The organism is Paenibacillus sp. (assembly GCF_035645195.1).
Taxonomy (GTDB): domain Bacteria; phylum Bacillota; class Bacilli; order Paenibacillales; family YIM-B00363; genus Paenibacillus_AE.
Genome location: NZ_DASQNA010000025.1, coordinates 236,935 through 250,584 on the forward strand (window position 1 = coordinate 236,935; position 13,650 = coordinate 250,584).

At 62.0% G+C, this 13,650-nt stretch carries 11 protein-coding genes and 1 pseudogene; 3 read left to right on the top strand and 9 right to left on the bottom strand.

The features are described from left to right. Window positions 1-47: 47 nt before the first annotated feature. Complete coding sequence (locus VE009_RS13650; protein WP_325008460.1) at window positions 48-2,150, bottom strand: alpha-rhamnosidase; 2,103 nt, start codon at window positions 2,148-2,150, stop codon at window positions 48-50. An 86-nt stretch (window positions 2,151-2,236) separates the two neighbouring features. Here VE009_RS13650 and VE009_RS13655 point away from each other — a divergent pair, with 86 nt between their 5' ends. Then, window positions 2,237-3,163 (top strand): AraC family transcriptional regulator, encoded by a 927-nt coding sequence (locus tag VE009_RS13655; RefSeq protein WP_325008463.1) that lies wholly within the window; start codon window positions 2,237-2,239, stop codon window positions 3,161-3,163. Window positions 3,164-3,193: 30 nt separating this feature from the next. On the opposite strand, the gene VE009_RS13660 is transcribed toward VE009_RS13655, so the two are convergent. Together VE009_RS13660 and VE009_RS13665 are read right to left on the bottom strand one after the other, a co-directional pair. Then, window positions 3,194-4,207: a zinc-binding alcohol dehydrogenase family protein gene (locus VE009_RS13660; RefSeq protein ID WP_325008465.1), complete on the bottom strand. Its 1,014-nt coding sequence runs from the start codon at window positions 4,205-4,207 to the stop codon at window positions 3,194-3,196. Continuing rightward, window positions 4,204-5,166 (bottom strand): aldo/keto reductase, encoded by a 963-nt coding sequence (locus VE009_RS13665; RefSeq protein WP_325008467.1) that lies wholly within the window; start codon window positions 5,164-5,166, stop codon window positions 4,204-4,206. The genes VE009_RS13660 and VE009_RS13665 overlap by 4 nt, the downstream gene beginning before the upstream one ends. A gap of 120 nt (window positions 5,167-5,286) precedes the next feature. On the opposite strand from VE009_RS13665, the pseudogene VE009_RS13670 reads away from it, so the two are divergent. Continuing rightward, window positions 5,287-6,153, top strand: a pseudogene (locus VE009_RS13670) (AraC family transcriptional regulator). A 55-nt stretch (window positions 6,154-6,208) separates the two neighbouring features. Here VE009_RS13670 and VE009_RS13675 read toward each other — a convergent pair. The 5 genes from VE009_RS13675 to VE009_RS13695 are packed head-to-tail and all read right to left on the bottom strand — an operon-like array spanning window position 6,209 to window position 10,934. Continuing rightward, complete coding sequence (locus tag VE009_RS13675; RefSeq protein WP_325008471.1) at window positions 6,209-7,282, bottom strand: Gfo/Idh/MocA family oxidoreductase; 1,074 nt, start codon at window positions 7,280-7,282, stop codon at window positions 6,209-6,211. A 1-nt stretch (window position 7,283) separates the two neighbouring features. Continuing rightward, the gene (locus tag VE009_RS13680; protein ID WP_325008473.1) at window positions 7,284-8,024 is read right to left on the bottom strand and encodes a sugar phosphate isomerase/epimerase; all 741 of its coding nucleotides are present in this window, start codon (window positions 8,022-8,024) and stop codon (window positions 7,284-7,286) included. Further along, window positions 8,021-8,407: a hypothetical protein gene (locus VE009_RS13685; RefSeq protein ID WP_325008475.1), complete on the bottom strand. Its 387-nt coding sequence runs from the start codon at window positions 8,405-8,407 to the stop codon at window positions 8,021-8,023. Before VE009_RS13685 ends, VE009_RS13680 begins: the two co-directional genes overlap by 4 nt. Before the next feature lie 49 nt (window positions 8,408-8,456). Then, window positions 8,457-9,827: a hypothetical protein gene (locus VE009_RS13690; RefSeq protein ID WP_325008476.1), complete on the bottom strand. Its 1,371-nt coding sequence runs from the start codon at window positions 9,825-9,827 to the stop codon at window positions 8,457-8,459. A gap of 24 nt (window positions 9,828-9,851) precedes the next feature. Continuing rightward, window positions 9,852-10,934 (bottom strand): Gfo/Idh/MocA family oxidoreductase, encoded by a 1,083-nt coding sequence (locus VE009_RS13695; RefSeq protein ID WP_325008478.1) that lies wholly within the window; start codon window positions 10,932-10,934, stop codon window positions 9,852-9,854. A gap of 136 nt (window positions 10,935-11,070) precedes the next feature. On the opposite strand from VE009_RS13695, the gene VE009_RS13700 reads away from it, so the two are divergent. Beyond that, entirely contained in the window at window positions 11,071-11,949 is an 879-nt protein-coding gene (locus VE009_RS13700) for an AraC family transcriptional regulator (RefSeq protein WP_325008480.1), read from the top strand. An 8-nt stretch (window positions 11,950-11,957) separates the two neighbouring features. Here VE009_RS13700 and VE009_RS13705 read toward each other — a convergent pair whose 3' ends face one another. Further along, window positions 11,958-13,634: a hypothetical protein gene (locus VE009_RS13705; RefSeq protein ID WP_325008482.1), complete on the bottom strand. Its 1,677-nt coding sequence runs from the start codon at window positions 13,632-13,634 to the stop codon at window positions 11,958-11,960. Window positions 13,635-13,650 lie beyond the last annotated feature (16 nt).

Consider the following 13,650-nt stretch of genomic DNA (forward strand, 5'->3'; position numbering starts at 1 on the left):
GGCACAATTCGCCGGGCCTCGTGCGGCCGGCGAAATCGCCCCTTTACCTATGGAATCGTCGCCGCTTCGTACGCGATGACGTACGTTATCCCCGGCTCGATCGATACTTCGTACGTGCCGTCGCCTCTCGCGCGCGCTTCGCCTTCGCTGCATGCCGGCGGCGCGGCGCTGGCGAACGTCAGGACGCCCGTTCCCGACGAGGCTTCGACGCGGATCGAGGATCGGTCCATCTCGACGGAGATCCGCCCCTCGCCGGTCGGCACCGTCCCTTTCATATAGGCGAGCCCGCCGAGATTCGGCGCGACGCGGAACGTTGCGTAGCCCGGGGACGTCGGCGCGACGCCGAGGAAATATTTTCCGATCAAATAAATCGGACTGGCGCCCCAAGCGTGGCACAAGCTTTTGCCGAACGGCATGCCGTACATGCCGTAATGCTCGCCGCCTTCTTGGGACGGATCGTACTCTTCCCAGAACGTCGTCGCCCCCAAATCGATCATGCCGCCCCAATAATCCAGCATTTCCCGGCGCACATAGTCGTGCTCTCCGCTCTCGCACAGCGCCGCCAGCTCGTGAAACCGCATATACGGCGTCTTGATCCGCGGCGCGTCGGGGTTCAGCATGACGCTCCGAATGACGCTCCGCCGCCGTTCCGGAGACAAATACCCGTAAAGCAGCGCGAACATGTTGGCATGCTTCGTCAACGCGGGCTTCGTGACGCCGTCGACCCGATGATGCAGGAGGCCGCCCTTGACTTCGTCCCAGAACGCGCGAAGCGCGGCCTCCTTGACTTCCTCCGCCAGCGCTCCGTACGCCGAGGCGGAAGCGGCATCTTCCATCAACGATGCGAACAAGCTCATCGCTTCGAGGCTGCGCGCGAACAGCAGCTGCTCCGTGCTGACGGCGCCGCTGTTGTCGAGGTCCGCCCAGTCCACGAACACCCAATCCTGCGGCCTGCCGACGATGAATCCTTCGCCGTCGCGCTGCGCGAGACAAAATTCCATCAGGCTGACGGCGCGGTCGTAATACTGCCGAATGAAGGAGAAATCGCCGGTGTACAAATAATAGTCGTACAGCGAAATAAACCAATACAACGAATAATCCAAAATCGTATTGATATGCATCGTCACCGGATCTTTGCCCCTCAAGGCGACCAACGTTCTCCGAGTGACGTCGAGGTCGAAGAAGCTGTAGTAGTTCATGAGGAACGCTTGATAGGCGTCGCCGGACCATACCCAGCCGTCCCGCTTGATGCCGTCCAAGAAAAACTCTCTCGTATTCAAGTGGAGCGTATATAGGGACATTTCCCAAATGGCGTTCAGCTTCGGATCCGAGCACTCGAACGAGCTCCGGTATTCGAGCGGCACATACTCGTACAGCAGCGAAACGCGCTCCCAGCGCACGCCCTTATCGGCGTGAATCCACGCGTACCGGAACGCCCGCCCTTCTTCGAGCGCGTAAACCCCGCCTTGAGCGCGGGCCGCGGCGTCGGAAGCGTCGAACCGATCCAAGGAAACGCATTCCTCCGGAGATAACGCCTCCTCCAGAGACTCCCCGTAATAGATGCGTACGGTCCCCTCGCCCGTAATGCTATGAAACTGCAAGTAGCCGAACGTTTCTTTCCCGAAGTCCAGCAGCGGATATCCGTCGCGGAAGTCTATCGTCTTAGGCTCCTGCGCGGCGACGGCAAGGCGGAACTTGGACGGACGGTCGTCCGGCGAATCGAACGTCCACGATGCCGCCGGCACCCAATCGTTCTGATAGGAATTTACTTCCCATGCGGAGTCCGTGTTCACGGTTTCTCCCTCGATGTACAGCGCCGGCATCTCCGCATCGTTGAACACGCTGACGACGAGCTCGTGCCAGCCGGCGGGAAGCGTGAGCGCTTCCGCGTTCGAACGGTAATTGTCTTTGCCGTCCAAATAGACGGAGAACGTCCCTTCCGCTGCGATCGCGATTCGCTCCTCTTGCGCCGTCTCGTACGTATAGCGGAATCTCACGTTGGAATAATGCCGATCGAGCCGCCAATACGCCGGATACATGACGCCGCGAGCTCTGCGTCTGACCGATGCTTTCTCGTGCAGCCTGATTTCGAAATCGCCCGGGTACCAAATCCAAGTCGCTTTCCGGCCGTCGTTGTTCTTCTCCGACATCGACTTTTGCAACCCCTTTCAATCTGCTTACGATTGATTGTATACTAGGCTTGCGCACAAGAAATCGGGGAGAAGTGACAAAGATTATGGACGATCATGACAAAACGGGCCGAATCCGGGCCAAAGGCGTGAAAACGCCGATCCACCATTCCGCGCTCTCCGAGCATTTTGAAGGCGCGTTTCCTTTTTATATGAACCGCTGGGAAGAAGGCTTCGACTTGCGGAAGCACGACCATGCGTATTTAGAAATCGTATATGTCGTCGCAGGCGAAGGCTACCATTACGTCAGCGACCAGGTGGAGAAAGCGGAGAAAGGATGCTTGTACGTCCTGCCCGTGGGCACGTCCCACGTGCTGCGCCCCAAAGGCGCCTCGGGGAAGCTCGCCGTGTACAACCTGTGCATCAGGCCGGAGTTCGTGTCGGAATGGAAGCGATGGCTGTCGGGGATCGGCGCGGGCGTCGACGGGGATCGACCTTTCGCCATGTTCGACGGGCCCCCCGGCTCCCACGTCGCGCTGTCGGACAGGAGCATGGAGTTCGTCCCTATGTTCGAACGGCTGCACCGGGAATTTACGGAGAGATCCTTGGGGTACGAAACGATCGTGTTCGGACTTGTCATGCAGTTGATCGTAGGCATCGCGCGGCGTCTCCGCCCGGATCGCGGCGCTTTCCCCGCGAGGCCGGCCGCTTCGGCGTTCGCCGAGGTGCTGGAATACATCCATTCGCATCTCGCGGAGCGGTTGACCGTCGAACAACTCGCCGAACGGTTCGGGATGAGCGCTAGACATTTCATCCGGCGGTTCCAGCTCGCGACGGATATGAACTTTACGGAATACGTGCAGCTCAAACGGATCGAGCGGGCATGCGGCTTGTTGGTCGACACGGATCACAAAATCGCTTCGATCGCCAAACAGACGGGCTACCAGGATGCGGCGCATTTTTCCGAGGTGTTCCGCCGTCTCATCGGCATCGGTCCTTCTCAGTACCGGAAAGGAGCGGAACGGACAAAGTAAAGGGGCTCCCGCTAGGGAACCCCTAAGAATTTACAGCTCCACCATCGCCTTGATCGTCTTCGACTCCGGCTTCAGCCACGTCTCGAACTGCGGGATCATGTCGTCGAATGAAGCGCGATGCGTAATAAACGACGAGACGTCGATGTCGCCGGCCGCAATCGCTTCCGTGACGGCGTCGAAGTCTTCCTTGGTCGCGTTGCGGCTCCCCATCAGCGTCAGTTCCCGCTTATGGAACTCGGGATCGTCGAAGGCGATGCTCGATTTCACGAGGCCGACGAACACGAGCGTTCCGCCGTGCGCCGGGTAGCGGAACGCCCCCTCCATCGACCGGGCGCTGCCGGTCGCGTCGAACACGACCGTCGGCATCTCTCCGTTCGTCAGCTCGAGCAGCGCCTGCTCCGGCTCCCGCAGCGCGTTGACGCAGGCGTCCGCGCGAGCCCAGCTGCGGCAGAACGACAGCCGCTCCTCGTTGATATCCATCGCGATGACGGCGGCGCCGCGCCGCTTCGCCATCGCCATGACGCCGAGTCCGATCGGCCCCGCGCCGACGACGAGAACGGTGTCGCCGGCCTGCAGCCCCGACCTCCGCACCGCATGCGCGCCGATGCCGAGCGGCTCCAGGACGGCGCTCTGGTCCAAGGTTAACCCGTTCGTTCGGATCAAATGCGACGCGGACACCGCGATCCGCTCGCGCATCCCGCCGTCGACGTGGACGCCGAGCACCTGCATGCGCGTGCAGCAGTTCGTCTTCCCGCGTCGGCAGGCGATGCACTCCCCGCAGTGCAAATAGGGCATGACGGCGACCTGGTCTCCCGGCCGCAGCCCTTCCACGCGAGCGCCGGCGCTCCGCACGATGCCGGACAGCTCGTGTCCGAGGATGCGCGGATAGGCGAAGAACGGCTGATTTCCTCGATAAGCGTGAAGGTCCGTGCCGCAAATGCCGATCCGCTTGACGTCCACGACGACGTCGTCTTCGGACGCGGCGGGCTCCGGCGCGTCGATCATCGCAAGCCGCCCCGGTTCCAAACAACTGATCGCTTTCATGACGGATTCCCCCGTTTCTCCAAATCTCGATTGTATTCCGCTCGTCCGCTCGGCCACGTCCGATCCTTCACGGGACGGAGCGCCTCCTGAACGGCCGCCAGCAGCTCGCGGTCCATCTCCTCGCAGACCCAGCGCGCGTTGTTCCGCAGGTTGGCCGGATTCGCCGTGCTGACCAGCGTCGTCGGAATCCGCTCGTCGCTCGTGGAGAACTGCACCGCCAGCTTCGCGATGTCCGCGCCGCGCGACGCGCAAAGCTCCGCCGCCGTCCGGCAAACCCGTCGAATCTCTTCGTCCGCCGGATGCCAATCCGGCGCCCCTCTTGCGCTCAGCAGACCCATCGACAGCGGCGAAGCGTTCACGAGCCCGACGCCCCCGCGCGCCTCGAGCAGCGGCAGCAGAGCGAGCAGCGTCGTATCGTTCAACGAATAGTGGCAGTACGACAAAATCGAGTCGACCTCGATGCGCGGCAGCATCGATTCGAACATCGCGAGCGGCAGCCCGCTGATGCCGGAGAACCGAATTTTGCCCTGCTCCTTCAGCGTTTCGAGCGCCGGCAGCGCTTCTTCCAGAATGATCCGTTCCGGAACGAATTCGATATCGTGCAAATACAAAATGTCGATATAGTCGACATGCAGACGCGCGAGACTTTCCTCGACGCTCGCCATGATGCGCGCCTTCGAGAAATCGAATCGATCGACCCCGTAGCGTCCCGCCTTCGTGGACAAATAGTACCGGTCTCGCGGAATGTCCTTCAGCGCCTTCCCGAGCACCGTCTCCGCCTTCGTAAGCCCGTAATACGGCGACACGTCGATCAAATTGATGCCGAGATCTACGGCCTCATGAACCGTGCGGACGCTCTCCCGTTCGTCCGTGTCCCGGAAGACGGATCCCAACGACGAAGCGCCGTAGCTGAGGATGGACACCATAAGACCCGTTTTGCCAAGCTTGCGATATTTCATGGACTTCTCCCCCGTCTCTTCTTAACTCCCATTCTAGCGGCAGAATCGAATAAGAAAAGAAACAATTATTGCGCTTTCATAATCAATTTTGCTATCTTTAGCGAAAGGAGGCGCAGCCCGATGGAACCTGTTTACCGGCCGTTCCCCTCCGGCGAACCGTTCCCGTTCCGACTGGTGTACAAAGACACGAAGCGGCCGCAGGACGAGATGCCGGATCATATGCATGATTGGTGCGAGATGGTTTACGTGTACAGCGGACAAGGGACGTTCTTAATCGACCGAACGTTCTACGAGATGCGCGCAGGGGACTTGTTCTTCATCCCGCCGAATTGCATCCACCGCGCGTTCCCGGACGCGCAGCATCCGGTGACGTCGACCGCGGTATTTTTCAGCCCGAGATGGATCCGCCCGGAGCCGGACGAAGGCGAAGCGCTGTCGCCGCTCCGCTGCTTCGAGCGGGCAAGGGAGACGAATCGGTTCCGGGCCGCGGCGGCGATCGCGACGAGGGAATACGTCGCGTCCGCGCTCGATTCGTTCCATGCGGAGCTGCAAGACGGGCGGGAAGGCTGCCGGCAGCTCGTGCGATACGGTCTGCTGCTGCTGCTGCTCCGCCTGTCGCGGGACGTGCGGACCGACATCGGCCCGCGCGAACAAGCGCCCGCCCACGTTCCGACCTGGCTGGAGAGCGCGCTCCGTTACATCGACGAGCGCCCGAAGGAGGACCTGAGCCTCTCGGCGCTGTGCAAAGCGACGTCCGTTTCGCCGGCGCATTTCTCCCGCACGTTCAAGCAGGCCGTCGGCATGTCGGTGACCGATTACGTCGTGGCGAAGCGCATCGCTTTGGCGAAGGAGCGGCTTCTTTCGACGAACGACCATGTGCAGTGAGTCGCGGAGGAGTGCGGCTTCGCAAGTCTTCCGTATTTTCATAAAAAGTTCAAGAAGCTCACAGGGTATTCCCCGTTGGCGTACAGGCGGCTGCGCGGTTAACGACGCTCAACCGAAATTAAAGCCTGCGCGGCCGCCGCGCCGCGCAGGCTGTACGTTAAGCGAAGGGCGTGCCCCGCTTCACTTCCTCGATCAAGCGCACTACCTCAAGCGCCTCCTCCGCCGAGATGCGGAACGGCTTGCCGCCGCGATACGATTCATACAATTCGTCCCAAAACTCGAACGACTGCTTCGGCCCGACCGGAATCGTCTCCTCGCGCCACGGAATCCGCTCGCCGGAATCGTACGTGCCGGTCGTGCCGAACGCCTCGCCCGGCGTGCCCGGGTCGGCCTCCTGCGGAGCAAGACGATAGTTCGGGTCGATATACTTCAGTTGGATCGTATTGCCCGTCAACGACAAGCTCCCCCGGTCGCCGTGCGCCATGAAGGTCGGCGAGCCGATGGCGACGCCGCCGCTGATTTCGATATCGACCAGCCGGTCGTTCGCGCCTTTCAGCACGATTTTCAGATGGTCCTCCGCATCGCCGGCGGCGACGACCCGCTGCAGATGGCTCCAATGGGAAGCGACGGGACCGTCCAGCAGCCGAAGCCCATGGTCGATAATGTGCGGGCCCCAATTGAGAAGCTGTCCGCCGCCGTACTGCTTGATCGTCTGCCAGTCCTTCCTGCGCTGATACGTATGCCGGCACAACCGAATCAAGTGCACGTTCCCCAAGATGCCGCTGTCGATCAGCTCCCGCACATGCAGGAAGTCCGGATCGTACCGTCGGTTGTGCCGGACGAAGATGCGCCGGCCCCGCTCGGCCGCCTCCTCGAACAGCCGGCGCGCCTCGTCGTACGTCTGCGTGAGCGGCTTCTCGACGAGCACGTCTTTGCCGGCCGCGAGCGCCATCGACGCATGCGCGTAATGGTCGCTGGAGCGCGTCGCGATGTCGACGAGCTCGATCTCGTCGTCCCGCAGCAGCGCCTCCAAGCTGTCGTACGCGCGAATGCCCGCATCAAGCGCCATGCTTCGGCGAGCCGGCAGCGCGTCGTACGCGGCATGAATCAAGAACCGCTCCTCTCTTCCCTGCAGCTCCTTCGCGTGCATGCCCCATCCGGCCCGGCCGAGCCCGACGAGGCCGATGCGGATCGGTGCCTCCGCTTTCGGAGCGCCTGCGCTTTCCGCCATATTACCATCCTCCTTTGCGCAAATACGCCCGGCTGTCGGCCAAATCGACGTACGGGTCCTGCAGATGCGTGTCGTGCTCCACGAAAATCCACCCGTCGTAACCGCGGTCTGCGGCGGCGGCGAGGACGTCGAGGTTGTTCAGGCCGATGTTGCCTCGGCCCAAGCCGCAAAACCGCCCCCGCCGATGCCACTCGGGCGCCGACGGGTCGGTGGACAGCCAATCCTTCACGTGAATCGCCGCGAACCGGTTCGCGTATTTCCGCGCGATGTCGACGCAGTCGCCGCCCATCGCGGCGAGATGCGCGGTGTCGAACACGAGCTGCGTGTCCGGGCAAGCGGCAAGAAACCGTTCGAGCTCATCCTGCGTTTCGACGAGCGTGCCCATATGGTTGTGGAGCGCGGCCTGCACGCCCCACCGCCGGGCGTGATGCGTCATGATGTTGACGCGCCGGCAGAACGTATCGAAATCGTCCGCTTTTGCGACGTCCGTCCAGACGTACGTTTTCCCGAGTCCCGCCGTCCATTGGATCGACAGCTCGACGCTCGGGCCCCGAACGGTCGCGAACCCGAGCCCGTGCTTGCGGAGAGCGGCGGCCTTCCGCACCGCCTCCTCGGCGCCGAACGCCGTCAGCCGTTCGAGTCCGTCGTAACCAATCTCCTGAAGCGAAAGCGCCCGATCCTCGAAGTCGTAGTGTCCGCCATCCCATACATACAAGCCGTAATCGGCGACGCCGATGTTCATCCGTTTCTTCCTCCCTCATGATAGAGCTCGGTCCCCGCCGGGCCGTCCTCGATATACCATTGCTCGGCCGCCTTCAGGACGGTCGATTCCATGATCATATATTTGGCGTAAATGTACGAGGTGCTGCCGTATTTTTTCAGCTTCAGCGAGCTGATGTGTGCGTTATTGAGGGCGATGTTTTCCAACAAATCGCTGGCTTCCTGCAGCGTCAGATCGATCGACTCGATGTTCATCGTCGTCAGATTGTTATACGAATGGACCGCTTCGTCGCGAATGACGTTCATGCTGTACGTGTTGATGCAAAACAACAAACCGACCAAAGGCGCGACGACCGTCAGCAAGGCGACAAGAAATTGGGTGCGGAACGTGTGCATCCATTTCATCTCGCGTTACCTCCTTGGTGTCGCGCCCCGGTCGGCCCATGGGCGGAAATTATGCGGTGACGGTGCCGAAAAATTGCGGCAGGTACGCCTTATGAGCTTCCAGCAATTCGCCCGCCAGCGCCTCGACGGCGTCCTTGCGGTGAACGATCGGCGAGACGTACAGCGCCTTGCGCACCAAATCTTTGTCGCCCGAAAGCGCCGCTTCTACCGTCAGCTCCTGTTCGGTCACGATCGACAGCATCGAGCCGAGCACGACGTCCGGCACGTCTCCGCTCATCACCGGATGAATGCCGCCGCCGCCGGCGATCGCCCACGTCTCCACCGCCGCATGAAGCGGCAAATTCGAAATTTGCCCCTCGTTCGGCATCGTCACGATGATTCGCTCCGGCTTTCCGGTGAGAAGCGCCTCGCAGATCGCGGATAAGCCTTCGCGGGACAGCTTCGGCGCCGGCACCGGGCGCTCGCCGGACAACACCTGCTCGATCTGCCGCTTTCGGTTGTCGATCAGCGTCTGCCTTCGCGGCAGAACGCCTTTCCTCCGAATATGGTATCGCCGCAGCGTCTCCTCGTCGTTGCAGTAGTAGGGCAAGTTTTCCGCTACGTGGTTGGACGAGCCGACCGGAAAATACCCGAGCCGTTCGTGCAGAACAAAGTTCAAGTAATATTCCATGTTGGTTTTCATTTCCAACGCTTCTTTGATCATGTCGTCGGTCGTGTTCGTGAGGAGCGCCGCGTGTTTCTCCCGATGGTAGTCCACATACCGGTCGAGGGTCAGCAGATGGTCGACAGGTTTCCCTTTGCACGTAATGCGCTTCATCCAGGTGTAGTGGTTTACGCCGACGCTGACCGCGTCGATGTCGTCGTACGCGGCGTCGAGATAATTCGCCAGCATCGAGACAGTGCCGGAGAAATTGTGGCATAATCCGACGACCTTGATCGACGTCGCCTTCGCGACGGCCCGCGTCAGCTGCGACAGCGGATTCGTCACATGCACCATCCACGCGTTCGGGCACAGCTTCTCCATCTGCCTCGCGATGTCGACCATGACGGGAACGTTGCGCAGCGTTCGGGAGATGCCCCCCGGACCTACGGTGTCGCCCACCGTATGGTACACGCCGTATTTCTCCGGAATATGGTAATCCTCGTGCATCGCCGCAAGGCCGCCGGTCGAAATCGAGACGCACACGACGTCGGCGCCGACGAGCGCCTGCTCCAAGCTTTCGGCCGCGATCGTCCATTCGCTCTTCAGCGCCTCATTCATCATGTCGCAATATCGCTTCATGCTTTCGGCCGCGTTCCGATCCAAGTCGACCAGCGACAAATGTCCGCCCCGCAGCGGCTCCCGCAGGAACAGGTCGCCCGCGAGCGTCGGCGTCCAAGTGAAGCTGCCTCCGCCGATAATTACGATTTTCATGCTCATGCCGCATTCGCCTCCCAGGTCTCGTTACGCGTCGATGCCGTGCCGGTCCAACATTTCCTGCACCGTCACGCGCCGGCCGTCTTCCGCCGCGCTGAGAAGCATCGCCTCCACCAGCGCGATCGTCCGCACGCCTTCCCGGATGTCCGGGAGCGGAACGGCGCCGCGGTCCAAGCAGTCGGCGAAGTACTCGATGTAGTTTTGGTACTCTCCCGCATGATGGCTCTCGCCTTCGAACCGGAAATAGTAGGCGTGCTTTTCGTCGAATCGCTGCGTCCGCCTGCCTTCGCCGGCGAAATGCGTATGATACTGCAAATTCGAATATTCGGCGCGGGAGCTGCCGTTCGTGCCCCGCAGCGTGCAGCCGATCGCCGGCTCCGCCGCCTTCCCGAGCGACGGGGACGTATAATTGCCGGCAGCGGTCGCGATTCGGCCTTCGTCGTCCCGCAGCAGAAACCGCATGCTGTCGAACGCCTCGATGCCGTGCTCTTTGCTGTTCGCGCTGCAGCGGCCGAAGCCCATGACTTCGGTCACGTTCGGCATATACCACCGGACGAGATCGACCGCGTGAATCATGAAATTGTACATCCAGCTGAAGCCGGCCTGGCGGCTCCACCCTTTTTTCAAAAACCAGCGCGCATCCGTAATGTAGTGAGCCTCCACCGTTTGCAGCTCGCCGTGCTTGCCCGCTTCGTAATCTTGCCGCTGGCGAATCATCGGCTCGAAGAAGCGCGAGCTCTGCCCGACGAACACATGCTTGCCGGTCGACTGCGACAGCTCGATCAGCTCCCCGGCGCCGTCGAGCGACACGAGCAGCGGCTTCGTGCAGATGACATGTTTGCCCGCTTCCAGCGCCTGCTTAATATGGGTATAATGAAGCTGATCCGGCGTATAGATCGCGATGACGTCGATCGAATCGTCTTCCAGCAAATCGGCATATTGGGTCGTCCAGCGATCGAATCCGAATTCTTGTTCGCGCAGCTTGCACATGTCCGGGTTGATGTCGCACATGCTGACGAGATTCCATCTCGAGCTTTGCAGCGCGGCGGACAAGATGCTCCGCCCCTCGCCCAATCCGATGACGCCGAGGTTATACACGGCAGATCCCATGATCGTTCCCTCTTTCCCGCTGCGGCGGCGCAACCGATATACCAGCCCCGCAGAGTTTAATATAATCGTTATGCACGTAAAATGAAAGCGCTTAATCAAAATCTGTCGCCGGCATCGATCGATAAGGAGGCTCCGCATGGCAAACCCGATCCAGCTGAAACAGCAAGTTCCTCATACGAATCCGTCGTTGCCGTTCCGGGTGTTCGACATCGTGCCGCCGGAGAGGCAAATCATGCATCTGCATTGGCACGACGACTGGGAGATCGTTTGGTTCAAGCGCGGCACCGTCGTATTTCATATCGGCTCGGAGCGAATTCGCCCCGGACCCGGCGACCTGCTGTTTGTGAACTCCGGCCTCATTCACACCGGCTTCGCGGAGGACGATCGGCCGGTCGAATACGCCGCGATCGTATTCCATCCGTCGGCGGCGGGCGGTCCGGCGGCCGATCCGTTGCAGCGGCGCGTCGTCGACCCGTTCGTGACCGGGAGCAGCTTCTTCCCGGTGCACGTGCCTTCCGGCCATCCGCAGTACGCGGCGCTGCTCGGCATCGTTCAAGGGCTCATCGACGAGTACGCCGCCCGCTCCGTCGGCTTTGAGCTCGCCATCCGAGCGAAGCTGCACCTGCTGCTCATCCACTTGATCCGGCACCACGACGCGTGGAGCGGCCCGACGAGAGCGCACGCCGTCGACCGGGAGCAGTACGCGAGCTTCAAGAAGCTGATCGCCCTCATCGAAGAACGATACGCGGACAAATGGACCGTCTCTCAGGCGTCGTCGATCGTGAACGTCAGCGAGTATCACTTCTGCCGGACGTTCAAGCGGATTACCGGCAAAACGTTCGTCGAGTACGTCAACCTGCATCGGATCAACGTAGCCGAACGGCTGCTGCTCGAGACGTCGGCGCCGGTCACCGACATCGCATACCTTGTCGGCTTCGGCAGCGTCAATTATTTCAGCCAGCTGTTCAAGCAGTACAAACGCGTCTCCCCGTCCCAATGCCGCAAACGGAGCTAGCCGGCCGCTTACACGCTCCGGCTGGCCGCCTCGGCGATCTCGAATTCCAGCGTGAACCCCGCGTCGTCCCCTTTGTACATCCGCACTTCCGTATCGCCGAACCGCTGCGACCAGCAGTCCGGACGGCCGATCCACGGGAGAATCGCTTCCTTCGCCCGGTCGTCCGCAAGGAAATGCTCCGCGACGACCCATCGCCCGCCGCCGACGCGTCCGCTGTCCGCCCACGCTTCCGGGACGAGCCAGCGGCCGATGACGACGTGCGCGCCGTCTTCGGCCTTCTTGCGAAGCAGCGCCAGCGTCTTCTGCGGCATGCGCGAGCCCGCCGCGACGATGAGCTTCGCGTCCGCGAGCTCCGCCTCGCCGACGCGTTCGTCGAACGCGAGCACGTTGCGCATCGGGTAAAACAGCGGGTGCACGCCCTGCCCCCGGCCCCACTCTCTGCCGCGCTCGAGCGGGTAGCCTTCCAGCGGAACTTCCGCCTTCAGCCGATGGCGCGGGAAGGCGTAGCCCGGAATATGCATGCAGCTGCCGTGCGCGGGGATCGTGCCGTGGCTCAGCAGATGCCATACGTGGAACACGCTCTGCGTCGTCTCCGGCGCAGGGACGGTCCGGTTGCCGAACAGCCGCTCGTTCTGGCCGTAATTGCTGTCGTCCGCATGCACGAAGGCGATGTCCGCCTTCGCGTCCCGGTGCGACCAAGACAGCGGGTGGTTCGGCACGAAGCCGCGGACGAACTCGCTCCACGCCTCGCCGAATTCCGTGCGCTCGAACCGCCCGTCCTTGTACCGCAGCAGCACGTCGACGTTTTCCGTAAACAGGTGGCTCGGCGCCATCCAGTACGCCATGCGCAGCGCCGAGGCGAATTCCTCCGGGGAATGTCCCGGGAAGCCGGAGGTGCGGGTAAACCAAGGCCCGACGTCCGGTCCCCACAAATCGGCGCAAATCCACAGATTTCGTCCGTACTGCTTCGCCGCGCCCAGCGCGGTGGCGAGCTGCAGCGACTGGAACGATTCCTTCATCACCTTCGGGCAGACGTCCATGCCGCCGCGCGCCATCGTATGGAACATTACGGGAAACACCTGCTCGCTGATGAGCGGAGCCGACGCCGGCGCGAAGCCGTTCCGCTCGAGCAAGCTCCGAACATGATCGGCGCGCCGCGACGCCGCGGACGCCACCAGGTCCGCGGACGCATCCAAAGAGAGGCCGTCGGTCGCGCCCCAATGCGGCAGGAACGCGTCCTTCCGGTACTGCCCCGCGTTAATTTGCAGATGCTCGGGCTCATCGTACAGCAGTCCCATCAGGGCGCCGCTTTCGGCCGCTTCGAGCACCGCTTCGTCCGGCACGTCATACCGGTTCGTCCCCTCGACGTACGGCCCGTTGATGTTGCCGTATTCGTTGCCGAGGCATACTTTCAGGCCGCTCTTCGCCAAATCGCGCAGCAACTCCCGCTGCCCGGCCAAATTCGGCATGACGTGATGCACGTAAAATTCCGCGCCCAGCTCCTGCAGCGCTTCGACGTATCGATCGGGCGGAGGCGTCGGATCCTGCGACGGATACGGCATGCCGGTCCCCGTGCGCATGATGCGGTCGGACTCCTCTTTCGCCCAAGGGTCTTGCCAGGCGACGACGGGCCCTTGCAGCCCGAGCGCCGGCCGGCGGATCGCGCGGTCGCTGTCCGCAGTCACATGTCTCGCCTCCCGC

What these genes read in the sequence shown, in the direction of transcription:
- VE009_RS13685 (WP_325008475.1), bottom strand. Translation starts at nt 8,407, where the DNA reads ATGAAATGGATGCACACGTTCCGCACCCAATTTCTTGTCGCCTTGCTG.
- VE009_RS13655 (WP_325008463.1), top strand. Translation starts at nt 2,237, where the DNA reads ATGGACGATCATGACAAAACGGGCCGAATCCGGGCCAAAGGCGTGAAA.
- VE009_RS13690 (WP_325008476.1), bottom strand. Translation starts at nt 9,827, where the DNA reads ATGAGCATGAAAATCGTAATTATCGGCGGAGGCAGCTTCACTTGGACG.
- VE009_RS13680 (WP_325008473.1), bottom strand. Translation starts at nt 8,024, where the DNA reads ATGAACATCGGCGTCGCCGATTACGGCTTGTATGTATGGGATGGCGGA.
- VE009_RS13700 (WP_325008480.1), top strand. Translation starts at nt 11,071, where the DNA reads ATGGCAAACCCGATCCAGCTGAAACAGCAAGTTCCTCATACGAATCCG.
- VE009_RS13665 (WP_325008467.1), bottom strand. Translation starts at nt 5,166, where the DNA reads ATGAAATATCGCAAGCTTGGCAAAACGGGTCTTATGGTGTCCATCCTC.
- VE009_RS13660 (WP_325008465.1), bottom strand. Translation starts at nt 4,207, where the DNA reads ATGAAAGCGATCAGTTGTTTGGAACCGGGGCGGCTTGCGATGATCGAC.
- VE009_RS13695 (WP_325008478.1), bottom strand. Translation starts at nt 10,934, where the DNA reads ATGGGATCTGCCGTGTATAACCTCGGCGTCATCGGATTGGGCGAGGGG.
- VE009_RS13650 (WP_325008460.1), bottom strand. Translation starts at nt 2,150, where the DNA reads ATGTCGGAGAAGAACAACGACGGCCGGAAAGCGACTTGGATTTGGTAC.
- VE009_RS13675 (WP_325008471.1), bottom strand. Translation starts at nt 7,282, where the DNA reads ATGGCGGAAAGCGCAGGCGCTCCGAAAGCGGAGGCACCGATCCGCATC.